Below are 20,731 nucleotides of genomic sequence, written 5' to 3'. Positions count from 1 at the left end.
GGGGATGGACCCTTGATGTGCCGGAATAAGTGCCGTGGGAAAACGTCCGAAAGCCGCGAAGGCCAAGGCGTTTCACGCGAATGCACATAATAAAGGAGATTCACCCCATGAGGAAATCGCTACTCGTCTTGCTGCTGTGGGCCCAAGCCGTTATTGCCCAGGTTCCCGAGAGCTATCCACAGGCCGGCCAACCGTTGCCACTTCATACGCAGCAGGCCATCCAGCGCTTTTTACTGCACAACCGCATTCTCGATACCCCCCAGGAACTGGAGCACGCTCCCTATATTGTTGCAGCAGATGCCGGACGAGTATTGGGCGCCGATGGCGAGCGTATTTATGCGCGAGGTGCCCTGGACCCTACCGCCGAAAGCTACGGGATCTTCCGTCGCGGCAAGGCCTATACCGACCCGCAAAGCCAGGAACTGCTGGGTATCGACGTCGACGACATTGGCACCGCACGTTTTGTGACTGCGGGCGATGTCAGCACGTTGGGTGTGCAGCGCGTCACCCAGGAAGTGCGGCCCGGCGACCGATTGCTCAGCCAGCAAGCGCCCACCGACCTGGCCAGCCTGGTGATTCAGATGCCTGCTCGCGCCACCGCCGGGCACATCATCGACGTGCCACGGGGCGTGACGCAGATCGGCGTGCTGGACGCGGTGACGCTGAACAAGGGCCGTCGTGACGGCCTGATGGAAGGCCATTTGCTGGCCGTGGTGAAAACCGGGGAAACCGTTCGGGACCGAGTAACCGGTGCTCCGGTGAAGATGCCCGACGAGCCGGCCGGGACGCTATTGGTGTTCCGCACCTACGAAAAGCTCAGCTACGGCCTGGTGCTCAGCGCGTCGCGTTCGCTGGCGGTAATGGACCGTTTTGAGGCGCCAGAACGAAGACAATAATTAGGTTGCTAAATAAGTTACCAACAGAGTTATCCACAGCTTGTTCCGATCAAGGACGATCATATGTTACCGACGAATGACCGTGAAATTTCCCCGGCAGAACTGGAAGCCCGACTACGCTTGCACAGGCTGCCGGAACTGGGTCCCAAGGGCTTTAAAAAACTTATCGAGGCCTTTGGTTCTGCGTCAAAAGCCATCAGCGCACCGGCCAGTGCCTGGCGCTCCCTGGGGCTCAAGGTGGCCAGCGCCGATGCCCGGCGTTGCGAGGAAGTACGTGATGGTGCCAGTGCGGCATTGGCCTGGTTGGAGCGTCCGGCCCAGCATTTGCTGATGTGGGACCAACCCGACTACCCGGCATTGCTTGCAGAATTGGATGACGCACCCCCGCTATTATTCGTCGCCGGCAACCCGGCGATTCTGGAGAAACCGCAGCTGGCGATGGTCGGCAGCCGTCGCGCCTCCAGGCCAGGAATGGATACCGCCGCCGCGTTTTCCCGCAGCCTGGCGAGTGCCGGTTTTGTCATCACCAGTGGCCTTGCCCTGGGTATCGACGGTGCTGCTCACCAGGCGGCTTTGGATGTTGGTGGACATACAATCGGCGTGCTGGGCACCGGGCTCGAAAATTTTTATCCACAGCGCCATCGACGCTTGGCCGAGGCGATGATTGCCCAAGGCAGCGCCGTGGTTTCCGAGTTTCCGTTGGACGCCGCGCCCCAGGCCGGCAACTTCCCGCGCCGCAACCGTATTATCAGTGGCCTGTCGCTTGGGGTACTGGTGGTGGAGGCCAGCATGGCCAGCGGTTCGCTGATCACCGCGCGGCTGGCGGCGGAGCAAGGGCGCGAGGTATACGCCATCCCCGGCTCCATCCATCACCCCGGGGCCAAAGGCTGCCATCAACTGATCCGCGATGGCGCGGTGCTGGTGGAAACCATCGAGCACATTCTCGAAAACCTGCGTGGCTGGCAGGCCCTCTCCCGCCCGGCGCCGATTGCGGTCAATCATCCGCTGGTGGCGCTGTTGCACGCGGCGCCCCACACCAGTGAAGCCCTGGCGATTGCCAGTGGCAGGGCCTTGTCCGAGGTGCTGGCCAGCCTGACGGAGCTGGAACTGGAAGGCCGAGTGATCTGCGAAAGCGGGCGCTGGCTTGCGCGCGGCTAGGTTTTGTAACGAAGATCGGTAAACTGCGCAGAGCTTTAGTCCGGAGAGTGAGCAATGGTCAACAGGTGGCGGGTGCGAGAAGCCGCACGAGAAATTCGCGCAGGCGCAGTGATTGCCTATCCAACCGAAGCGGTCTGGGGCCTGGGCTGTGACCCTTGGAACGAAGAAGCGGTGGATCGGTTGCTGGCGATCAAGGGCCGGTCTGTGGATAAGGGGCTGATCCTGATTGCCGACAATATCCGTCAGTTCGATTTTCTCTTCGAAGACTTTCCCGATGAGTGGATGGACCGCATGGCCAGTACCTGGCCTGGCCCGAATACGTGGCTGGTGCCCCATCAGAACTTGCTGCCCGAGTGGATTACCGGGGTGCATGACACGGTGGCGTTGCGGGTGACTGATCATCCGCAAGTGCGGGATCTGTGCTCGCTGGTCGGGCCACTGATTTCCACCTCGGCCAACCCGCAGGGCCGCCCGGCGGCGCGCACGCGGATTCGTGTGGAGCAGTACTTCCGCGGGCAGGTGGATCTGGTATTGGGGGGGAATCTGGGGGGGCGCAAGAACCCGAGTCTGATTCGGGATCTGGCGACGGGTGAGGTTGTGCGGCCGTCTTAAGACCGAGTCGCGGCCATCGCGGGCAAGCCCGGCTCCCACACTGATCTGCAGCGAACACAAAATTTATGTTCACCGCAGAACCAGTGGGAGCCGGGCTTGCCCGCGATGAGGCCCTTACAGGCCCCAGAGAACTAGAGCCCTAAGGCAACAGAATGGTCGACCCAGTCGTCCGCCGCGCCGACAACTCAATTTGCGCCTTCGCCGCATCCCCCAACGAAAACCGTTGGTTAATATCAATCTGCAGCTTCCCGCTGATGATCATCGAAAACAGATCATCCGCCATCGCCTGCAGGTTTTCCGGGTTGTTGGCATAGGTCGCCAATGTCGGCCGGGTTACATACAGCGAGCCCTTGGCCGCCAGAATCCCCAGGTTGACCCCATCCACCGCCCCCGAAGCATTACCGAAACTCACCACCAGCCCGCGTGGCGCGACGCTGTCCAAGGATGTGAGCCAGGTGTCCTTGCCTACGCCGTCGTACACCACTGGGCACTTCTTGCCGTCAGTCAGTTCCAGCACGCGTTGTGCGACATTTTCCTTGCTGTAGTCGATGGTTTCCCAGGCGCCGAGGGATTTGGCCAGCGCCGCTTTTTCCGGCGAACTCACGGTACCGATCAGCTTCACGCCCAAGGCCTTGGCCCATTGGCAAGCCAGGGAGCCGACGCCACCGGCAGCGGCGTGGAACAGAATGGTTTCGCCGCCCTTCAACTCATAGGTCTGGCGCAACAGGTACTGCACCGTCAGGCCCTTGAGCATCGCGCCGGCGGCTTGTTCGAAGCTGATGTCGTCCGGCAGGTGCACCAGGTTGGCAGCCGGCAACACATGCAATTCGCTGTAGGCACCCAGCGGGCCGCTGCCGTAGGCCACGCGATCGCCGACCTTGAATTGAGTGACTTCGCTGCCCACCGCATCAACCACGCCGGCACCTTCCGCGCCCAGGCCCGACGGCAAGGCCGGTGGTGCATACAGGCCGCTGCGGAAATAGGTGTCGATGAAGTTCAGGCCAATGGCCTTGTTCTGCACGCGAACCTGCTGCGGGCCGGGTTCTGCCGGGGTGTAGTCCACATACTCAAGCACTTCGGGGCCGCCATGGGCACGGAACTGGATACGTTTGGCCATCTGCACTCTCCTTAAGTCATTTCGCGTAGCCCCCTATCGGACTCCTAAGCTTGATCTTCGTCAACTGTGGCAGCAGTGGGTGCAGTGGTATCCTGTGCGCCCATTTGCCGCCGATGCCCAATGGCCTCGTGTAGCGTTGCCCGATTCAAGGTGATGTCATGACTACCCGCACCGAGGCTGTCAAAGCCTACCTGCTTGACCTGCAAGACCGCATTTGCAGCGCCCTGGAAACCTTCGAGACGGACACTCGCTTCATCGAAGACGCCTGGACCCGGCCTGCCGGCGGCGGCGGTCGCACCCGTGTGATCGAAAACGGTTCGGTAATCGAGAAAGGCGGCGTTAACTTTTCCCACGTGTTTGGCAGCGGCCTCCCACCGTCCGCCAGTGCCCATCGCCCGGAATTGGCCGGTCGCGGTTTTGAAGCCCTCGGCGTGTCGCTGGTGATCCACCCGCACAACCCGCATGTGCCGACTTCCCACGCCAATGTGCGTTTTTTCATCGCTGAAAAAGAAGGCGAAGAGCCGGTGTGGTGGTTTGGCGGCGGCTTCGACCTGACGCCCTACTACGGCAACGAAGAAGACTGCATCCACTGGCACCGCGTCGCCGAACAGGCCTGCGCGCCGTTTGGCCCGGACGTTTATTCACGCTACAAGGCCTGGTGCGACACCTACTTCCACATCAAGCACCGCAACGAACCGCGTGGCATCGGCGGTTTGTTCTTCGATGATTTGAACGAGTGGGACTTCGACACCAGCTTCGCCTTCATGCGCGCCATCGGCGACGCCTACATCGACGCCTACCTGCCGATCGTCCAGCGCCGCAAGGCCATGGCCTATACCGAGCAGCAGCGCGAATTCCAGGAATTCCGCCGTGGCCGCTACGTCGAGTTCAACCTGGTCTACGACCGTGGCACTTTGTTTGGCCTGCAATCGGGCGGGCGTACCGAGTCGATCCTGATGTCGCTGCCACCACAAGTGCGCTGGAGCTATGACTGGAAAGCCGCCCCCGACAGCGAAGAAGCGCGCCTAACCGACTACTTCCTGCAAGACCGCGACTGGCTGGGTGTGCTGCCCAAGGCGGCGGTCTGATGGATCGTTATGTCGTCTTCGGCAACCCCATCGGCCACAGCAAGTCGCCGCTGATTCACCGTCTGTTCGCCGAACAGACCGGCGAGCAACTGGACTACAGCACCTTGCTCGCGCCGTTGGAGGATTTCACCGGCTGTGCAAAAGCATTTTTCGCACAAGGCCGTGGCGCCAACGTCACCGTACCGTTCAAGGAAGAGGCCTATCGCCTGGCCAACGCCCTGACCGAACGCGCCCAACGGGCCGGCGCGGTGAATACCCTGAGCAAGCTCGGCGATGGCAGCCTGTTGGGAGACAACACCGACGGCGCCGGCCTGGTGCGGGATTTGACGGTGAATGCCGGGTTCAGCCTGCAAGGCAAACGCATCCTGCTGCTGGGCGCCGGTGGTGCGGTGCGCGGCGCGTTGGAGCCATTGCTGGCTGAGCAGCCGGCTTCGCTGATCATTGCCAATCGCACCGTGGAAAAAGCGGAATTGCTCGCCGAGCTGTTCGACGACCTCGGCCCGGTGTCCGCCAGCGGTTTCGACTGGCTGCGTGAACCGGTGGACCTGATCATCAATGCCACGTCCGCCAGCCTGTCAGGCGATGTACCGCCGATTGCCGGCAGCCTCGTTGAGCCGGGCAAGACCTTTTGCTACGACATGATGTACGGCAAAGAGCCTACGGCTTTCTGCCGCTGGGCCAGTGAGCAGGGCGCGGCGGTGGCAATGGATGGCCTGGGGATGCTGGTGGAACAGGCCGCGGAAGCGTTCTTCCTGTGGCGCGGCGTTCGACCGGACTCCGCGCCGGTGCTGGCTGAATTGCGTAGCCAACTGGCCTGACGCAATCCAAATGTGGGAGCGGGCTTGCTCGCGAATGCGGTGGATCAGTTGATACATACGGCGACTGTCACACCGCATTCGCGAGCAAGCCAGCTCCCACAGTTTCAACCGCATTCAGTCTTCGAAATGGATGGGGCATTGGTCGGCCCCTTCCAGTTTCCTCAACTCTTCCACCACCTGTGGCCGGGCCTTGCGCAACGCCAGGCTGCGCCCCACTCCATTCAATCGGCGCGCTTCCTGGTGCAGCATCTCCACCCCGGAATAGTCGATGAAGTTGATCTGCTGCGCCTCGATCACCACCCGCTGGCCGTGCAGGCTTTGCAGCCGCACCTGCAGGTAATGGCTGGCGCCAAAAAAGATCGACCCGCCGACCCGCAGCACATCGTCCTCACCGTCACGCCATTGCTGGACCCGCGGCTGCGAGGTGCGCTTGAGGTAGAAAAACAGCGACGCCAGCACCCCGGCGTAAATGGCCGTTTGCAACTCCAGCAACAGCGTGGCGATGCAGGTCAGGCTCATCACCACGAACTCTGCGCGGCTGACCCGGAACAGCGCCCGAATACCACGATGGTCGACCAACCCCCAGCAAATCAGCAGGATGCTGGCGGCCATGCTCGGGATCGGGATATGCGCGATCAATGCCGCACCGAACAGCGCGAACAACGCCACCCACAGTGCGGAAAACACCCCCGCCAGCGGCGAACAGGCGCCTGCCTCATAACTCAGGCCCGACCGTGTGAAGGAACCCGCCGACAAGTACCCGGAGAAAAATCCACCGACGATGTTGGATAAACCCTGGGCGCGCACTTCCTGATTTGCATCGAGCAATTGTTGGGAGCGGGCCGACAGTGAGCGCGCAATCGACAGGCTGGTCACCAGCCCCAGCATGCCCACCGCCACGGCACTCGGCAGCAGGCGCAGGACCATGTCCAGATCCATCGGCAGCGGGCTGAACGGTGGCAGCTTGCCGACAAATGAACTGACCCGCGCCACCTCCCCGAACATCGCCGGCCACAGCCACGGGATGAGGCTGCCCAGGGCCAGCGCGATCAACAGGGTTGGCCAGCGCGGTACCCAGAGTTTCAGCAGCACCCCCACCAGCAAGGTGCCGAGCCCGAGCACCAGTGAAGGACGATTCCACTCCCCGGCATGGTTGATCAGCGCCAGCAGACTGTTGATCGCCGTGGCCTGGCTGGGCAGGTCCAGCCCCAGCAGGTTGGGCAGTTGGCCCAGGGCGATCACCACCGCAGCGCCGAGGGTGAAGCCGAGCACCACTGAATGCGAGACGAAATTCACCAGGGCGCCGAAGCGCAGCATGCCCAACAGCCATTGGAAGACGCCGGCCAGGAATGTCAGCAACAGGATGAGTGTGATGTAGTCCTGGGAGCCGGGCACGGCCAACGGGCTGACGCTGGCGTACAGCACGATAGAGATGGCTGCCGTGGGGCCGCAGATCAGGTGCCAGGAAGAACCCCATAAGCAGGCGATCAGTACCGGAATGATCGCGGCGTACAGGCCGTACTCCGGTGGGAGACCGGCGATCAGCGCGTAGGCAATGGACTGGGGTAATGCCAGGACTGCACCGCTCAGGCCGACGACCGCGTCCCTTCCGACGCTGGCGCGGGTTTGGCGCGGGAGCCAGCTGAGGAAGGGGAAGAGTGTATGGCGGTTGGGCCAGGGCATTGGAAACTCGGTTGAAGAGGTTTGAATCAGAGTATCAGGCTCATGATGATCGTTCCCACGCTCTGCGTGGGAATGCCGTCCTGGACGCTCTGCGTCCGCTCTTGAGTCGTGACGCGGAGCGTCACCGGATGCGTTCCCACGCAGAGCGTGGGAACGATCAGTGCATCAGAGTTTGGCTTTTACAGCGGCCAGCGCATCTTGACCGTCCACGGTTTTAACCCCGTCCAGCCACTTGTCCAGCACCGCCGGGTTCGCCTTGATCCACGCCTTCGCCGCGTCCGCATTACTGAGCTTCTTGTTCACCACCTCAGCCATGATGGCGTTCTCCATCTCCTGGGTGAAACTCAGGTTGGTCAGCAATTTCCCCACATTCGGGCACGCCTGTGCATAGCCCTTGCGGGTCAACGTATACACGCTGCCGGTGTCACCAAAGTACTTCTCCCCACCCTTGAGGTAATGCATCTTCAACTGCACGTTCATCGGGTGCGGCGTCCAGCCGAGGAAGGTCACGAACTTCTGCTTTTTCACCGCCCGGGACACTTCGGCCAGCATCGCCTGTTCACTGGACTCGATCAGCTTCCACTGGCCCAGGTCGAAGTCGTTTTTCTTGATGATTTCCTGCAACGAGAGATTCGCCGGCGCACCCGAACCGATGCCGTAGATCTTCTTGTCGAACTTGTCGGCAAACTTGTTCAGGTCGGCAAAGTCATGCACCCCGGCGTCCCAGACATAGTCCGGCACGGCCAGGGTGAACTCGGTGCCGTCGAGGTTCTTCGCCAGTTGCACCACATCGCCATTGGCCACGAACTTGTCGTAGAAGCCCTGCTGCGCCGGCATCCAGTTACCCAGGAACACGTCCACCTGGCCGTCCTTGAGCCCGCCAAAGGTGATCGGCACCGCAAGGGTATCGACCTTGGCCTTGTAGCCCATGCCGTTCAACAGGAAACCGGTAATGGCATTGGTGGCGGCGATATCGCTCCAGCCCGGATCGGCCATCTTCACGGTGTCGCAGCTGGTGTCCGCGTAGACGCCGGCACTGCTCAATGCCAGCAGCGCAACGCTCAACACGGTGGATAACTTTTGCATGGCCTTCCCCTCAGTTTTATTGGTTTTGGCAGGGTTGTGGAAAACGTGCCTTGCGCTCCAGATCGTCGAGGTCGATGTGGTTGCGCATGTATTGCTGACTGGCGTCTACCAGTGGCTGGTGGTCCCAGCTCTTCAGCTTGCCCTGGGTCAGCGCCTCGAACACCAGGCGGCGACGGCGTTGGCTGGCGAGCACCTGCTGGTGGATCGCAGGGATGTCCCATTTGGCCCGCGCTTCATGCAAAAACGCCTCGAACAGTGGCCGGTGTTCCGGTGACTGGCTGAGGTCCTCCCGCTCGTGCGGGTCGTTGTGCACATCGAACAATAGGCAAGGATCGTCCTCGCTGTAGATGAACTTGTAGGCGCCACGGCGAATCATCATCAGCGGGCTGATGGTGCCCTCGGCCATGTACTCGCCGAACACTTCGTCGTGCCCGCCCTGCCCTTGCAGGTGAGAGACCAGCGAGCGACCGTCCAGCGCCAGCCTCGGGTCCAGCTCGCCGCCGGCCAGTTCCACCAGGGTAGGCAGCAGGTCGGCGGTGGACACGGCGGCGGTCACCCGGCCGGCCGCAAACTGCCCCGGCGCGCTGATCAGCAGCGGCACCCGGGCGGCCATTTCAAACCAGTGCATTTTGTACCAGAGCCCGCGTTCGCCGAGCATGTCGCCGTGGTCGCCGGAGAAGATGATGATGGTGTCATCGGCCAGGCCCGTGTCTTCCAGGGTTTGCAGGAGCTTGCCGACGTTACTGTCAATGTAGCTGCACGCGCCGAAGTAGGCGCGGCGTGCATCGCGGATCTTGTTCAGCGGCAGCGGCTTGTCCCACAGGTCATAGACCTTGAGCAGGCGCTGGGAGTGAGGGTCGAGGTCAGCCTGTGGCGGTGTTGCAGGCAGCGGGATGTCGTTGTCGTCGTACAGGTCCCAGAACGGTTTGGGAATGGTGTAAGGGTCGTGTGGGTGCGTCATCGACACGGTCAGGCAGAACGGCTGGTCGCCATCTTCGCGGATATGGTCGAACAGGTACTGCTGGGCCTTGAACACTACCTCTTCGTCGAAATCCAGCTGGTTGGTGCGCACGCACGGCCCGGCCTGCAGCACCGACGCCATGTTGTGGTACCAGGAGGGGCGCACGTCCGGCTCATCCCAGTTCACGGCCCAGCCATAGTCGGCCGGGTAGATGTCACTGGTCAGGCGTTCTTCATAGCCGTGGAGCTGGTCGGGGCCGCAAAAATGCATCTTGCCCGACAGCGCGGTGCGGTAGCCGAGGCGGCGCAGGTAGTGGGCATAGGTCGGCACGTCGGCGGGGAAATCGGCTGCGTTGTCGTAGGCGCCGATCTTGCTCGGCAACTGGCCACTCACCAGGGTAAAGCGCGACGGAGCACACAGCGGGCTGTTGCAATAGGCGGCATCGAACACCACGCCCTCGGCGGCGAGACGGCTCAGGTTCGGCAGTTTGATAGGCGAAGGACCGTAGAACGGAAGCATCGGCGCGGCCATTTGATCGGCCATGATAAAAAGAATGTTCTTGCGCTTCATGGTTTCGCGGCATTCCATAGTCGATGTTTATGCGAATGAGCATGCAGGCCATGGAAATCGTGGTAAAGCCCATGAGAAGCAATGTCTAGGATAAGCCCAGCTTATGTATGAATCCCTCGGTCACCTGTCACTCGACCTGCTGCGTGCCTTTGAATCCGCAGCGCGCCAACGCAGCTTTACGGCAGCGGCGATGGAGTTGGGCACCACTCAGCCGGCCATCAGCCAGCAGATCAAGCGCCTGGAAGAACAGCTGAAGGTGCGCCTGTTTGATCGCATCTACCGTGGCATCGAGCTGACCGACGCGGGCGCCTTGTTATTCGAGCAGGTACAGGCCGGTTTGCAGAGCATCAACCAGGGCCTGAGCGCGATTGCCGAGCAGGACCAGCATGAAGTCCTGCAGGTGGCGACCGACTTTGCCTTCGCCGCGTATTGGCTGATGCCACGCCTGCATCGTTTCCATGAAGCCAACCCGCAGGTGGACGTGAGCCTGGTCACCAGCGAGCGTAACCACGCCACGTTGCGCAGCGATATCGACGTAGCGGTGCTGTTCGGTGACGGCCGCTTCAAACAGGGCGACAGCCTGTGGCTGTTCAACGAGGAAGTGTTCCCGGTGTGCAGCCCGCAGCTACTCCAGGACCGAGTCGCGCCACTATCGGTGCAGAGCCTGCTGGAGTTCCCCTTGCTGCACCTGCGCCAGCAAAACAACAACCAGTGGTTCGACTGGAGCGGCGTGTTCCGTGAGTTGGGCATCACCACGGCGCCCACCCCGGGCCAACTGCGTTTCGACAATTACACGCTGTTGATCCAGGCCGCGATCGCGGGCCAGGGCGTGGCCATCGGCTGGCGTCACCTTGTGGATAACCTGCTGGAGCAAAAATGGCTGTGCCGGCCGATTGGCGACACGGTGATCTCGCGCTTCGGCTATTACGTGGTGCTGCCCCAGCGCAAACGCCGCAGCCAGTTGATCGAGCGTTTCGTCGACTGGCTGATGACCGAACAGGCCAGCAGCGCACAATCGCTGACCGGTCTGGCCCTGCCGTCCATTGCGGTCTAGGATTTGCCGATCAATGAGCCCGGAGCCTGTCATGCAACGTATCAAGGGCTACCACGCCCACATCTATTTCGACGCCAACACCATCGACCAGGCGCGCAAACTCTGCGAAGACGCCGCGCAATTGTTTCCGCTGCGCATGGGCCGCGTGCATGAACGCCCGGTGGGCCCGCACCCGGACTGGAGCTGCCAGCTGGCATTCGAACCTGAATACATCGGCGTCGTGCTGCCTTGGCTGGCCCTCAACCGCAACGGCCTGGTGGTGTTCCTGCACCCGACCACCGGTGATGACCTCAAGGACCACACCGAACACGCGATCTGGATGGGGGCGATGCGCACGCTGGATCTGTCAATATTTTAAGTCTTTAATTTCCCTATATATGGGACTGATATTTATATATTGAGACTTTGCCGGTCTTGGGTTTATATTCGCCTCATCCGCTCAGAACACTCAGGTGAAGCGATGCAGGCGCAATTGATCGCGCTCGATTGGGGAACCAGTTCCCTTCGTGCTTACAAGCTCGGCCCGGCAGGCGTCGTGATCGAACGGCGCACCTTGGCGTCGGGGATCATGCACCTGCCCACTGAAGCCCGGGAAATAGCCGGTGTTCGCTGCAGCAACGGGTTCGAGCTGGCATTCGACGCAGCCTGCGGTGACTGGCTCGACACCCAGCCCGACCTTCCCGTTATCGCCTGCGGCATGGTCGGCAGCGCCCAGGGCTGGAGCGAAGCGGCTTACCGCGACACCCCGGCCGACGTCTCTACCCTCGGCCAGGCGCTGCATGTGGTGCGCAGCCTGCGGGGCGCAGCGGTGCACATCGTGCCCGGCGTGATTCAACGCGGCGCGTTGCCCAATGTGATGCGCGGTGAAGAAACCCAGGTGCTCGGCGTGCTGCAAAGCCTGTCTGCCCATACCGGGCGCGACGTATTGATCGGCCTGCCGGGCAGCCATTCCAAGTGGGTGGAGGTGGTGGAAGGCTGCATCACTCACTTCGATACTTTCATGACCGGCGAGTTGTTCGCCGTGCTCAGTCAACACAGCATTCTGGGGCGCACCCAGCGCCCTTCCGAACAGTTCCAGGTGGCCGCTTTTGATCGCGGCGTTCAGGTTGCGCTGTCGGCAGACGGCCAAACGGGGCTGTTGTCGAACTTGTTCAGCGCACGCTCCCTGGGATTGACCGGCGAGCTGGCGCCTGACGAGCAACCGGACTATCTGTCCGGGCTGTTGATCGGCCACGAACTGACCGGCCTGCGCACTCGCAAGCCCAGCCAGCAGCGCGACATCGTCCTGGTCGGCACACCCCAACTCTGCACCCGCTACCAGCGTGCACTCCAACTCTGTGGCTTCCCCCACGTGACCCTGGCGCAGGAGGCTACCGAGCGTGGCCTTTGGCAGCTGGCCATGGCGGCGGGGCTGCTGCCTGCAACCTGACGAGAGGCCCGACATGCTCAAGCAAGCACTGACACACAACGGTTTGATCGCGATCCTGCGCGGCCTGCGACCGGAGGAGGCGCTGGCGATCGGCGAGGTGTTGTACACGGCGGGCTTCAGGGTGATCGAAGTGCCGCTGAACTCGCCGGATCCTTATTCCAGCATCCGCATCCTGCGGGACAGCCTGCCCGCCGATTGCCTGATCGGCGCCGGCACCGTGCTGACCCCGGAACAGGTCGATCAAGTCAAAGCCGCCGGCGGCCAGGTGATCGTCATGCCCCATAGCGATGCCAAGGTGCTGCGAGCCGCCAAGGCCGCGGGCCTGTATCTGTCGCCGGGTGTGGCCACGCCCACCGAAGCGTTTGCCGCGCTGGCCGAAGGCGCCGACGTGCTGAAGCTGTTCCCGGCCGAGCAAATGGGCCCGGCGGTGGTCAAGGCCTGGCTCGCGGTACTGCCCGCCGGCACCGTGCTGCTGCCGGTAGGCGGCATCACCCCGGACAACATGCAGGTATTTTTCGACGCGGGCGTCAAAGGCTTCGGCTTGGGCTCCGGGTTATTCAAGCCGGGCATGAGCGTCGCCCAAGTGGCGAGCAACGCCCAGGCCTACGTCGCGGCCTGGCATGCCTTGGGCTGATCAGCGTTCTCCATCTACAAGAGAGATAAGAAGATGAAAATCACCAAACTGACCACCTTCATCGTCCCGCCGCGCTGGTGCTTCCTCAAGGTTGAAACCGACCAGGGCGTGACCGGTTGGGGCGAGCCCGTTGTCGAGGGCCGCGCCCACACCGTTGCTGCCGCCGTCGAAGAATTGTCCGACTACTTGATCGGCAAGGACCCACGCAATATCGAAGACATCTGGACCGTGCTCTATCGCGGCGGTTTCTACCGTGGCGGCGCGATCCATATGAGCGCTCTCGCCGGTATCGACCAGGCGCTGTGGGACATCAAGGGCAAGGCCCTCGGCGTGTCGGTCAGCGACCTGCTGGGTGGCCAGGTGCGCGACAAGATCCGCGTGTATTCATGGATTGGTGGCGACCGCCCGGCCGACACTGCCCGCGCCGCCAAGGAAGCCGTGGCCCGTGGTTTTACTGCGGTGAAAATGAACGGCACCGAAGAGCTGCAATTTCTCGACAGCTTCGAAAAAGTCGACCAGGCCCTGGCCAACGTCGCCGCCGTGCGGGATGCGGTCGGTCCAAACGTCGGCATCGGCGTCGACTTCCATGGCCGGGTGCACAAACCCATGGCCAAGGTGCTGATGAAGGAACTCGACCCCTACAAACTGATGTTTATCGAAGAACCGGTGCTCAGCGAAAACTACGAAGCGCTGAAAGAACTGGCGCCGCTCACCAGCACCCCGATTGCCCTCGGCGAGCGCCTGTTCTCGCGCTGGGACTTCAAGCGCGTGCTCAGCGAAGGCTACGTCGACATCATCCAGCCGGATGCGTCCCACGCCGGCGGTATCACCGAAACCCGCAAGATTGCCAACATGGCCGAAGCCTACGACGTGGCCCTTGCCCTGCACTGCCCGCTCGGCCCGATTGCCCTGGCAGCGTGCCTGCAGCTGGATGCGGTTTGCTACAACGCGTTCATCCAGGAACAGAGCCTGGGCATTCACTACAACGAGAGCAATGACCTGCTGGATTACGTGCGCGATCCGGGTGTTTTCGACTACGACCAGGGCTTTGTGAAAATCCCCAACGGGCCAGGCCTGGGCATCGAGATCAACGAGGAATACGTGATCGAACGCGCGGCCATCGGGCATCGCTGGCGCAATCCGATCTGGCGGCATGCCGACGGCAGCTTCGCGGAGTGGTGATTTCCTCCTGAAGAAACACCGTCAGTGTGGGAGCTGGCTTGCCTGCGATAGCGGTGAGTCAGCTTGCATCTGCGGCGCTGACACTCCGCTATCGCAGGCAAGCCAGCTCCCACAGGTATCGCGTTTCGTCAGTAAGACCTGTCCTCAATAACCATAAGAAGAGGCAACCCCCATGCAATCCGAGTCCTTCACCGGGCAGGCTTCTTTAGTCACGCCCAGCCGAAAGCGTTTCTTCATCATGGTGCTGCTGTTCATCACCGTGGTGATCAACTACCTGGACCGCAGCAACCTGTCGATTGCCGCTCCGGCCCTGACCAGCGAGCTGGGGATCGACCCGGTGCATGTCGGGTTGATCTTCTCCGCGTTCGGCTGGACCTACGCGGCCATGCAGATTCCCGGCGGCTGGCTGGTGGACCGGGTGCCGCCGCGCATTCTCTACAGCGTCGCCCTGCTGCTGTGGTCGGTGGCCACGGTGATGCTCGGTTTCGCCGCCAGCTTCATCGCGCTGTTCGTATTGCGCATGGCGGTGGGCGCCCTGGAGGCCCCGGCCTACCCGATCAACAGCCGCGTGGTCACCACTTGGTTCCCCGAGCGTGAACGGGCCACGGCGATCGGCGTTTATACCTCCGGGCAATTTGTCGGGCTGGCGTTTCTCACGCCGGTGTTGGCCTGGCTGCAACACACCTTTGGCTGGCACATGGTGTTTGTCGCCACCGGCGGCGTGGGCATTGTGTGGGCGTTGATCTGGTACGCGGTGTACCGCGAGCCACGGGATTTCAAAGGCGCGAATGCGGCGGAAATCGAGCTGATCCGCGAAGGCGGCGGGTTGGTGGACATCCAGGCGCAGGCGGCCAAGGCACCGTTCAGCTGGGTCGACCTCGGCATCGTGTTGAGCAAGCGCAAGCTGTGGGGGATCTACCTGGGGCAGTTCTGCCTGAATTCCACGTTGTGGTTTTTCCTGACGTGGTTTCCGACCTACCTGGTGAAATATCGCGGCATGGACTTCATCAAGTCCGGCCTGCTGGCGTCGCTGCCGTTTCTGGCGGCGTTTGTCGGGGTGCTGTGTTCGGGGCTGTTTTCCGATTGGCTGATTCGCCGGGGAGCGTCCGTGGGGTTTGCGCGCAAGTTGCCGATCATTGGCGGGCTATTGATTTCCACGGCGATCATCGGCGCCAACTTTGTTGATTCCACGGCGTGGGTGATTGCGTTTCTGGCGGTGGCGTTTTTCGGCAATGGCCTGGCGTCGATCACCTGGTCGCTGGTGTCGACCCTGGCGCCGGCAAGGCTGCTGGGGCTGACCGGAGGGGTGTTCAACTTCATCGGCAATCTGTCGGCGATTACCACGCCGATCGTGATTGGCTTTCTGGCCACCGGGGATTCGTTTGCACCGGCGATTACGTACATCGCGGTGCTGGCGTTGCTGGGGGCGTTGTCCTACATCTTGCTGGTCGGCAAGGTCGAGCGTATCGAGATTTAGGCGACTGCTGCGGCGAGGGAGCTTGCGGTGGCGAGGGAGCTTGCTCCCGCTGGAGTGCGCAGCGCTCCCAGGATTTTGGGGCCGCTGCGCAGCCCAGCGGGAGCAAGCTCCCTCGCCACACCAGCTCCCCGGCCACACCAGCTCCCCGGCCACACCAGCTCCCCAGCCACACCAGCTCCCCAGCCACACCAACTCCCTAGCCACAGCAAGCTCCCTCACCACAAAAGCAGTCCGGCTCTAGTACAGCGCGCCATCCAGAATCTGATAGACGATGCTGGTGCCAACGGCGATCAATACGATGTCCCCACCCGAACGGCGCCATTCATAACCAGGGTATTGCGGCAGATGGCCCAGCGCCCGTGGGTCCAGACGCTCACCATAGTAGTTTGGCGGCAGGCGCTGGCCGCGCACCAGGTGGATGCCGGGAGGCGGTGGTGCGCCACGGTGGAAGTCGCCATGGTTGTCGCGGATGACCTGTCTCACAGGACCAAAGTCCTGAGGCGGCCCGCCACGGTGGTTGTCCTGCGGCCCGCGATGGTCATCGCCACGTTGATCGTGCTGGCCCTGTGGGCCACCACGGTCAGGTCCGCCACCCTGATCATAGGGCGCAGCTTGGACCAGGGCGCTGGCGCCAAGCACCAGCACGCCTACACCTGCAATCAAACGTTTGGGGATTTTCATGGGGCTGTTTCCTCAGTACTGCACGAACAAAAAAGGGATCTCGAACCACGTTCGAAATCCCTTGGTCTTGTTAGCTTAGGTACTGATTTGCCAGCATGATTCCTCTGTATCAGGAACTTTACCTACCGCTTACGAGCCGCTTACTTACGGGCGTTGCGTACACCTTCCGACAGCGCCGAGCACAGGGTCAATACACCGTCGATGGCCTGTTGATCATTGCTGGCGTTGGCTATGTGATCGATCAGTGCCGACCCCACCACCACACCGTCTGCCAGGCGGGCGATTGCAGCGGCCTGCTCCGGGGTGCGGATGCCGAAACCGATGCTGATCGGCAGGTCGGTATGCCGACGCAGACGGGTCACGGCCTCTTCGACGTGTTCCAGGGTCGCGGCGCCTGCGCCGGTCACACCGGCCACCGAGACGTAGTACACAAACCCTGAGCTGCCGTTGAGCACGGTCGGCAGGCGCGCGTCGTCGGTGGTCGGCGTGGTCAGGCGGATAAAGTCGATACCGGCAGCCTGGGCCGGGTCGCACAGCTCGCCGTTATGTTCCGGCGGCATGTCGACCACGATCAGGCCGTCGACGCCGGCTTCTTTCGCATCGCTGATGAAGCGTGGCACGCCGTACATGTGGATCGGGTTGAAGTAGCCCATCAGCACCAGCGGCGTGTCGCTGTTGCCCTCGCGGAACTCGCGAACCATTTGCAGGGTTTTCGTGAGGTTCTGCTTGGCGGTCAGCGCGCGGATGTTGGCCAGTTGAATGGCCGGGCCGTCAGCCATCGGGTCAGTGAACGGCATGCCCAGCTCGATCACATCGGCGCCGGCCGCCGGCAACCCTTTGAGGATCGCCAGCGAGGTGTCATAGCCCGGGTCGCCAGCGGTGACGAAGGTCACCAGGGCGGCGCGGTTTTGTTCTTTCAGTTGCGCAAAACGTGTTTGCAGGCGGCTCATCAGTGTTTCTCCTGCTTGGACTGTTCCATGTGGTGCATCACGGTTTGCATGTCTTTGTCGCCACGGCCGGACAGGTTGACCACCATCAGGTGATCTTTCGGCAAGGTCGGCGCGCGCTTGAACACTTCGGCCAAGGCGTGGGCGCTTTCCAGTGCAGGAATAATCCCTTCCAGGCGGCAGCATTTGTGAAAGGCGTCGAGGGCTTCGTCGTCGGTCACCGAGGTGTACTGGACGCGGCCGATGTCGTGCAACCAGGCGTGTTCAGGGCCGATGCCCGGGTAGTCGAGGCCCGCGGAGATCGAGTGGGCGTCGATGATCTGGCCATCGTCGTCCTGCAACAGGAAGGTACGGTTGCCGTGGAGCACACCCGGTACGCCGCCGTTGAGGCTGGCCGCGTGTTTGCCGGTCTCGATGCCGTAGCCGGCCGCTTCAACGCCGATGATTTCGACGCTGGTGTCATCCAGGAACGGGTGGAACAGGCCCATGGCATTGGAACCGCCGCCGATGCACGCCACCAGGCTGTCGGGCAGACGGCCTTCCTGGGCTTGCAGCTGGGTACGGGTTTCCTTGCCGATCACGGCCTGGAAGTCGCGAACCATGGCTGGGTACGGGTGCGGACCGGCCACGGTGCCGATCAGGTAGAAGGTGCTGTCGACGTTGGTCACCCAGTCACGCAGGGCTTCGTTCATCGCGTCTTTCAGGGTGCCGGTGCCGGCGACCACCGGGATCACTTCAGCGCCCAGCAGCTTCATGCGAAATACGTTGGCCTGCTGGCGCTCGATGTCGGTGGTGCCCATGTAGATCACGCATTGCAGGCCGAAACGCGCGGCGACGGTGGCAGTGGCCACACCGTGCATGCCGGCGCCGGTCTCGGCGATGATGCGTTTTTTACCCATGCGCCGCGCCAGCAGGATCTGGCCGATACAGTTGTTGATCTTGTGGGCGCCGGTGTGGTTCAGCTCTTCGCGTTTGAGGTAGATCTTGGCGCCGCCGCAGAACTCGGTCAGGCGTTCGGCGAAATACAGCGGGCTTGGGCGTCCGACGTAGTCGCGCTGGAAGTAGGCCAGTTCTTCGTTGAAGGCCGGATCGATCTTGGCCGCTTCGTATTCGCGGGCCAGGTCAAGGATCAACGGCATCAGGGTTTCCGCCACGTAGCGGCCGCCGAACGAACCAAACAGGCCATTGGCATCCGGGCCGTTGCGTAAATCGGTCTGGGTCTGAGTCATGGGACGCTCCAGGTAGAAAATGTGTAAGAGGCAATGACGGTCACTCTACCCCTGACGCTTCCACGTGAAAACCGATAAGATCGCCACAACCTGTCAGGAAAACTCACAGATGAGCCGAGACCTCCCACCGCTGAATGCCTTGCGCGCTTTTGAGGCGACTGCGCGCCTGAACAGCGTTAGCCAGGCCGCTGAGCAACTGCACGTGACCCATGGTGCGGTCAGCCGGCAGCTCAAGGTGTTGGAAGAACACCTTGGTGTAAGCCTGTTCGCCAAGGACGGGCGCGGCCTCAAACTCACAGATGCCGGCGTTCGTCTGCGGGATGCGAGTTTCGAGGCCTTCGAGCGACTGAGGGACACCTGCGCCGAGCTCACGCAAAGCAGTGCCGATGCGCCGTTTGTGCTCGGCTGCTCCGGCAGCCTGCTGGCGCGCTGGTTTATTCCGCGTCTGGGGCGCCTGAACGCCGAGTTGCCGGATTTGCGCCTGCATCTGTCGGCGGGTGAAGGCGATCTTGACCCACGCCGCCCCGGCCTGGACGCGCTGCTGGTGTTCGCCGAACCTCCATGGCCGGCGGATATGCAGGTGTACGAATTGGCCAGCGAACGCATCGGCCCGGTCATGAGCCCGCGTTTTGCCCATTACGAGCGATTGCGCCAGGCGCCTCCCGAGGCGCTGCTGAATGAGGCCCTGTTGCACACTACCTCACGCCCGCAAGCCTGGCCCAGCTGGGCCCAGCACCATGGGATCGACGCTGGCGCGTTGAAGTACGGTCAGGGGTTTGAGCATTTGTATTATTTGCTGGAGGCGGCGGTGGCCGGGCTGGGGGTAGCAATTGCGCCTGAGCCGCTGGTGGCAGAGGACCTGCGAGCGGGTCGCCTGGTTGCGCCGTGGGGTTTCAGTGAAACCCCGGCGCAACTGGCGTTGTGGCTACCCAAGCGCGCCGCAGATGGGCGCGCCGGGCAACTGGCGCAGTGGCTCAAGGCTGAGCTTGCGCGCCAGGACGTTTAGTCGCCGCGTTTGCACAGCAAGTAAGCCGCCAGCAGACCCAGCGCGCCGACGGCAACACCGGCGGTAGTCCATGGATGCTCTTGCGCGTAGTCCCGTGTTGCAACACCGGTTTCGCGGATTTTGACTTTGCTTTCTTCGTAGGCATCGCTGATCAGGTGGCGGGAATGCTTGAGAGCGTTCTCGGCATTGCTTTTCAGGGCCTTCAGGGTTTTGCGCGACTCGTCAGACGCATCGTCCTTGAGGCTTTCCAAAGATTTGAGCAGGCTCGAAATCTCGGCTTCCATGCTTTCCAATGACGCTTTGCGTAAAGAGGTGTTGGCCATGTGGGCTCTCCTGGAGTGATTGAGTGGCGTGTGTTGTTTCCGACTGCGGCGGTTTCAGAAAGTGCAGTAAATCTGAACTTTCACATCGCAATAGCCGCCAGAAGCAGTACGAGAATTCACTGCTAGTCTTGATTAACGACCCCAGGAGAAAAACTTATGAGTGATCATCACACCTACAAGAAAGTCGAACTGGTGGGCTCTTCCGCGACCAGCATCGAGGAGGCCATCAACAATGCCCTGGCTGAAGCCAGCAAGAGCATCAAGCACTTGGAGTGGTTTGAAGTGACCGAAACCCGTGGCCACATCAAGGACGGCAAGGCTGCGCATTTCCAGGTCACCCTCAAGGTAGGGTTCCGAATTGCCAGTAGTTGATTGAGCCGGTTGAACTTGCGCGCTGGCCGATTGCCATAAACTCCGCTACAACCTTTAGGCACGTCGACGTGACGAGCGGCGACGTGCTTCCTTTCGATCAACCCAAGGAAGTGACGGATGAAGAACTTTTTGTTGGCGGTAGGTTTGTTGAGCATTGCGGGCACGGCCCTGGCGGCGGGCAAGCCTTGTGAAGAGCTGAAAAGCGAGATTGCGGCGAAAATCGACGCTAAAGGCGCTTCGGGCTACTCCCTGGAAATCGTGGACAAAGGTGCTGCACCTAGTGACCACACGGTTGTCGGCAGCTGTGAAGCCGGTACCAAGGAAATCGCCTACAAGCGCGGGTGATCCCGTGTTGCAGACGTAAAAAACCGACGCAAGTGCGTCGGTTTTTTTATGCCTGCGATCCCT

Annotated in this window: 22 protein-coding genes; 14 read left to right on the top strand and 8 right to left on the bottom strand. The window is 61.9% G+C overall.

What is annotated here, in order from left to right:
- Nucleotides 1-107: 107 nt before the first annotated feature.
- The 3 genes from HX811_RS27375 (at nt 108) to HX811_RS27365 (ending at nt 2,666) form a co-directional block, all read left to right on the top strand.
- Nucleotides 108-896 (top strand): peptidoglycan-binding protein, encoded by a 789-nt coding sequence (locus HX811_RS27375; protein WP_177048248.1) that lies wholly within the window; start codon nt 108-110, stop codon nt 894-896.
- A 63-nt stretch (nt 897-959) separates the two neighbouring features.
- Entirely contained in the window at nt 960-2,054 is a 1,095-nt protein-coding gene (gene dprA, locus HX811_RS27370; RefSeq protein ID WP_003213620.1) for a DNA-processing protein DprA, read from the top strand.
- 54 nt (nt 2,055-2,108) lie between these two features.
- Nucleotides 2,109-2,666: an L-threonylcarbamoyladenylate synthase gene (locus tag HX811_RS27365; RefSeq protein WP_017477928.1), complete on the top strand. Its 558-nt coding sequence runs from the start codon at nt 2,109-2,111 to the stop codon at nt 2,664-2,666.
- A 139-nt stretch (nt 2,667-2,805) separates the two neighbouring features.
- Here HX811_RS27365 and HX811_RS27360 read toward each other — a convergent pair whose 3' ends face one another.
- Entirely contained in the window at nt 2,806-3,783 is a 978-nt protein-coding gene (locus HX811_RS27360) for an NADPH:quinone reductase (RefSeq protein WP_076013283.1), read from the bottom strand.
- A gap of 158 nt (nt 3,784-3,941) precedes the next feature.
- Here HX811_RS27360 and hemF point away from each other — a divergent pair, with 158 nt between their 5' ends.
- Both hemF and aroE read left to right on the top strand, forming a co-directional pair.
- Nucleotides 3,942-4,871, top strand: a complete 930-nt coding sequence (gene hemF / locus HX811_RS27355; RefSeq protein WP_003213625.1) for an oxygen-dependent coproporphyrinogen oxidase — start codon at nt 3,942-3,944, stop codon at nt 4,869-4,871.
- On the top strand, nt 4,871-5,689 hold the full coding sequence (gene aroE, locus HX811_RS27350) for a shikimate dehydrogenase (protein ID WP_177048246.1): 819 nt from the start codon (nt 4,871-4,873) through the stop codon (nt 5,687-5,689). The genes hemF and aroE overlap by 1 nt, the downstream gene beginning before the upstream one ends.
- A gap of 114 nt (nt 5,690-5,803) precedes the next feature.
- Here the strand turns inward: aroE and HX811_RS27345 are convergent, their stop codons facing one another.
- From HX811_RS27345 to betC, 3 genes are all read right to left on the bottom strand, one after another.
- A complete protein-coding gene (locus HX811_RS27345; protein ID WP_102367812.1) occupies nt 5,804-7,372 on the bottom strand; it encodes a SulP family inorganic anion transporter in 1,569 nt (522 codons plus the stop codon).
- Between the two features lie 165 nt (nt 7,373-7,537).
- Nucleotides 7,538-8,458 (bottom strand): choline ABC transporter substrate-binding protein, encoded by a 921-nt coding sequence (gene choX / locus HX811_RS27340; RefSeq protein ID WP_177022425.1) that lies wholly within the window; start codon nt 8,456-8,458, stop codon nt 7,538-7,540.
- A 16-nt stretch (nt 8,459-8,474) separates the two neighbouring features.
- Nucleotides 8,475-9,989 carry a choline-sulfatase gene (betC, locus tag HX811_RS27335; RefSeq protein ID WP_008439571.1) on the bottom strand — a complete coding sequence of 505 codons (1,515 nt, stop codon included), beginning with the start codon at nt 9,987-9,989 and terminating at the stop codon, nt 8,475-8,477.
- 103 nt (nt 9,990-10,092) lie between these two features.
- Here betC and HX811_RS27330 point away from each other — a divergent pair, with 103 nt between their 5' ends.
- The 6 genes from HX811_RS27330 (at nt 10,093) to HX811_RS27305 (ending at nt 15,765) form a co-directional block, all read left to right on the top strand.
- A complete protein-coding gene (locus HX811_RS27330) occupies nt 10,093-11,043 on the top strand; it encodes a LysR family transcriptional regulator (RefSeq protein ID WP_008439576.1) in 951 nt (316 codons plus the stop codon).
- A gap of 31 nt (nt 11,044-11,074) precedes the next feature.
- Complete coding sequence (locus HX811_RS27325; protein ID WP_003213639.1) at nt 11,075-11,401, top strand: DOPA 4,5-dioxygenase family protein; 327 nt, start codon at nt 11,075-11,077, stop codon at nt 11,399-11,401.
- A gap of 102 nt (nt 11,402-11,503) precedes the next feature.
- Nucleotides 11,504-12,472 carry a 2-dehydro-3-deoxygalactonokinase gene (locus tag HX811_RS27320; RefSeq protein WP_003213641.1) on the top strand — a complete coding sequence of 323 codons (969 nt, stop codon included), beginning with the start codon at nt 11,504-11,506 and terminating at the stop codon, nt 12,470-12,472.
- Between the two features lie 13 nt (nt 12,473-12,485).
- Nucleotides 12,486-13,106: a 2-dehydro-3-deoxy-6-phosphogalactonate aldolase gene (locus HX811_RS27315; protein ID WP_003213643.1), complete on the top strand. Its 621-nt coding sequence runs from the start codon at nt 12,486-12,488 to the stop codon at nt 13,104-13,106.
- A gap of 33 nt (nt 13,107-13,139) precedes the next feature.
- Nucleotides 13,140-14,288, top strand: coding sequence for a galactonate dehydratase (dgoD, locus tag HX811_RS27310; RefSeq protein ID WP_003213645.1), 1,149 nt, complete (start codon nt 13,140-13,142; stop codon nt 14,286-14,288).
- Between the two features lie 172 nt (nt 14,289-14,460).
- A complete protein-coding gene (locus HX811_RS27305) occupies nt 14,461-15,765 on the top strand; it encodes an MFS transporter (protein ID WP_003213647.1) in 1,305 nt (434 codons plus the stop codon).
- A 237-nt stretch (nt 15,766-16,002) separates the two neighbouring features.
- On the opposite strand, the gene HX811_RS27300 is transcribed toward HX811_RS27305, so the two are convergent.
- The 3 genes from HX811_RS27300 to trpB all read right to left on the bottom strand — a co-directional run bounded on the left by HX811_RS27300 (nt 16,003) and on the right by trpB (nt 18,622).
- Nucleotides 16,003-16,446 carry an anti-virulence regulator CigR family protein gene (locus tag HX811_RS27300; RefSeq protein ID WP_177048244.1) on the bottom strand — a complete coding sequence of 148 codons (444 nt, stop codon included), beginning with the start codon at nt 16,444-16,446 and terminating at the stop codon, nt 16,003-16,005.
- A gap of 140 nt (nt 16,447-16,586) precedes the next feature.
- The gene (gene trpA / locus HX811_RS27295) at nt 16,587-17,396 is read right to left on the bottom strand and encodes a tryptophan synthase subunit alpha (protein ID WP_003214901.1); all 810 of its coding nucleotides are present in this window, start codon (nt 17,394-17,396) and stop codon (nt 16,587-16,589) included.
- Nucleotides 17,396-18,622, bottom strand: a complete 1,227-nt coding sequence (gene trpB, locus HX811_RS27290) for a tryptophan synthase subunit beta (RefSeq protein ID WP_003214899.1) — start codon at nt 18,620-18,622, stop codon at nt 17,396-17,398. Before trpB ends, trpA begins: the two co-directional genes overlap by 1 nt.
- 109 nt (nt 18,623-18,731) lie before the next feature.
- On the opposite strand from trpB, the gene HX811_RS27285 reads away from it, so the two are divergent.
- On the top strand, nt 18,732-19,628 hold the full coding sequence (locus HX811_RS27285) for a LysR family transcriptional regulator (RefSeq protein WP_177048242.1): 897 nt from the start codon (nt 18,732-18,734) through the stop codon (nt 19,626-19,628).
- Here HX811_RS27285 and HX811_RS27280 read toward each other — a convergent pair.
- On the bottom strand, nt 19,625-19,951 hold the full coding sequence (locus HX811_RS27280) for a YqjD family protein (protein ID WP_003170746.1): 327 nt from the start codon (nt 19,949-19,951) through the stop codon (nt 19,625-19,627). The two genes, HX811_RS27285 and HX811_RS27280, sit on opposite strands and share 4 nt — an antisense overlap.
- Nucleotides 19,952-20,107: 156 nt before the next feature.
- Between HX811_RS27280 and HX811_RS27275 the strand changes: the two genes are divergently transcribed.
- Complete coding sequence (locus HX811_RS27275) at nt 20,108-20,323, top strand: dodecin (RefSeq protein ID WP_008439585.1); 216 nt, start codon at nt 20,108-20,110, stop codon at nt 20,321-20,323.
- Between the two features lie 117 nt (nt 20,324-20,440).
- Nucleotides 20,441-20,668 (top strand): DUF1161 domain-containing protein, encoded by a 228-nt coding sequence (locus HX811_RS27270; protein WP_003214893.1) that lies wholly within the window; start codon nt 20,441-20,443, stop codon nt 20,666-20,668.
- The last annotated feature ends 63 nt before the right edge of the window (nt 20,669-20,731 follow it).

Origin of the sequence: Pseudomonas sp. F8002 (assembly GCF_013385495.1) — a bacterium.
Classification (GTDB): domain Bacteria; phylum Pseudomonadota; class Gammaproteobacteria; order Pseudomonadales; family Pseudomonadaceae; genus Aquipseudomonas.
Note: the sequence above shows the minus strand (reverse complement) of the source record. Positions and strands in the feature narration are given on the sequence as shown.

Coding starts and splice junctions, on each gene's coding strand:
- HX811_RS27375 (WP_177048248.1), top strand. CDS start 108: ATGAGGAAATCGCTACTCGTCTTGCTGCTGTGGGCCCAAGCCGTTATT.
- dprA (WP_003213620.1), top strand. CDS start 960: ATGTTACCGACGAATGACCGTGAAATTTCCCCGGCAGAACTGGAAGCC.
- HX811_RS27365 (WP_017477928.1), top strand. CDS start 2,109: ATGGTCAACAGGTGGCGGGTGCGAGAAGCCGCACGAGAAATTCGCGCA.
- HX811_RS27360 (WP_076013283.1), bottom strand. CDS start 3,783: ATGGCCAAACGTATCCAGTTCCGTGCCCATGGCGGCCCCGAAGTGCTT.
- hemF (WP_003213625.1), top strand. CDS start 3,942: ATGACTACCCGCACCGAGGCTGTCAAAGCCTACCTGCTTGACCTGCAA.
- aroE (WP_177048246.1), top strand. CDS start 4,871: ATGGATCGTTATGTCGTCTTCGGCAACCCCATCGGCCACAGCAAGTCG.
- HX811_RS27345 (WP_102367812.1), bottom strand. CDS start 7,372: ATGCCCTGGCCCAACCGCCATACACTCTTCCCCTTCCTCAGCTGGCTC.
- choX (WP_177022425.1), bottom strand. CDS start 8,458: ATGCAAAAGTTATCCACCGTGTTGAGCGTTGCGCTGCTGGCATTGAGC.
- betC (WP_008439571.1), bottom strand. CDS start 9,989: ATGAAGCGCAAGAACATTCTTTTTATCATGGCCGATCAAATGGCCGCG.
- HX811_RS27330 (WP_008439576.1), top strand. CDS start 10,093: ATGTATGAATCCCTCGGTCACCTGTCACTCGACCTGCTGCGTGCCTTT.
- HX811_RS27325 (WP_003213639.1), top strand. CDS start 11,075: ATGCAACGTATCAAGGGCTACCACGCCCACATCTATTTCGACGCCAAC.
- HX811_RS27320 (WP_003213641.1), top strand. CDS start 11,504: ATGCAGGCGCAATTGATCGCGCTCGATTGGGGAACCAGTTCCCTTCGT.
- HX811_RS27315 (WP_003213643.1), top strand. CDS start 12,486: ATGCTCAAGCAAGCACTGACACACAACGGTTTGATCGCGATCCTGCGC.
- dgoD (WP_003213645.1), top strand. CDS start 13,140: ATGAAAATCACCAAACTGACCACCTTCATCGTCCCGCCGCGCTGGTGC.
- HX811_RS27305 (WP_003213647.1), top strand. CDS start 14,461: ATGCAATCCGAGTCCTTCACCGGGCAGGCTTCTTTAGTCACGCCCAGC.
- HX811_RS27300 (WP_177048244.1), bottom strand. CDS start 16,446: ATGAAAATCCCCAAACGTTTGATTGCAGGTGTAGGCGTGCTGGTGCTT.
- trpA (WP_003214901.1), bottom strand. CDS start 17,396: ATGAGCCGCCTGCAAACACGTTTTGCGCAACTGAAAGAACAAAACCGC.
- trpB (WP_003214899.1), bottom strand. CDS start 18,622: ATGACTCAGACCCAGACCGATTTACGCAACGGCCCGGATGCCAATGGC.
- HX811_RS27285 (WP_177048242.1), top strand. CDS start 18,732: ATGAGCCGAGACCTCCCACCGCTGAATGCCTTGCGCGCTTTTGAGGCG.
- HX811_RS27280 (WP_003170746.1), bottom strand. CDS start 19,951: ATGGCCAACACCTCTTTACGCAAAGCGTCATTGGAAAGCATGGAAGCC.
- HX811_RS27275 (WP_008439585.1), top strand. CDS start 20,108: ATGAGTGATCATCACACCTACAAGAAAGTCGAACTGGTGGGCTCTTCC.
- HX811_RS27270 (WP_003214893.1), top strand. CDS start 20,441: ATGAAGAACTTTTTGTTGGCGGTAGGTTTGTTGAGCATTGCGGGCACG.